Annotated in this window: 1 protein-coding gene; it reads right to left on the bottom strand. The window is 52.6% G+C overall.

Annotated elements, in window-relative coordinates:
- On the bottom strand, window positions 1–681 hold a 681-nt coding region (locus QQJ84_RS19095), incomplete at its 3' end, for an IS630 family transposase (RefSeq protein WP_284259924.1).
- Between the last annotated feature and the right edge of the window lie 17 nt (window positions 682–698).

Genomic DNA, 698 nt, shown 5'->3' with positions numbered 1-698 from the left:
GTTGGTGTCAGGTGCGTACGGAGGCAAGAAAAACAGCTGCAGTTTGCCGTCCAAAGTTTCGACAAAATCCTGGGTCTTCTTTGCCCGATGTGCAGGACCTCGATCAACAATCAGAAAGATCGGTCGTTGCTGGCCAACCACAAGCCGCTTGAGAAACTCAATAAACACCGCGGCGTTCACGCCGCCTTTCTCTTTGATCATAAACCGCATATGACCTTTCGAGGTGATCGCCGAGATCAGACTGATACCATAACGTGCGCCAGTTGCCTCAACAATTGGTGTTTCACCTCGTTTACCCCAGGTCCGTCCGGCATGATGGTCAGAACGTATATGTGCCGCATCGCCAAAGTAAATGTCCGCGCCTTGTGCTTTCGCCATTTTTTTAATTCTTGGGTACTCGCTCTTCAACCATTTTTGTACCAACGCCTCATCGCGCTCGATCGCCTGGTGCAGTGGCTTCTGCGAGGTAATGCCCCGTTGAGCCAACAAGCGGCCAATCGATACGACGCTGAGTTTAACCCCGAACTTAGTCTTGATCGCCGATGCCACCATCTCTCGCGTCCACAGCGCATATGCAAACTTAAGCTGCAGAGGGTTCTTCTGGGTTACCGTATCGTACACCCACTTCATTTGTTTGCCGCTTAACTTCGGCTGGCGTCCAGGAACCGGCTTCGACTTCAACGCTCCCCAGCCTCCGC

It is taken from the genome of Acidocella aquatica (assembly GCF_030160635.1).
GTDB classification, from domain to species: Bacteria; Pseudomonadota; Alphaproteobacteria; order Acetobacterales; family Acetobacteraceae; genus Acidocella; species Acidocella aquatica.
The sequence above is the reverse complement of the archived record's forward strand: the minus strand, read 5'-3'. Positions and strand labels throughout refer to the sequence as shown.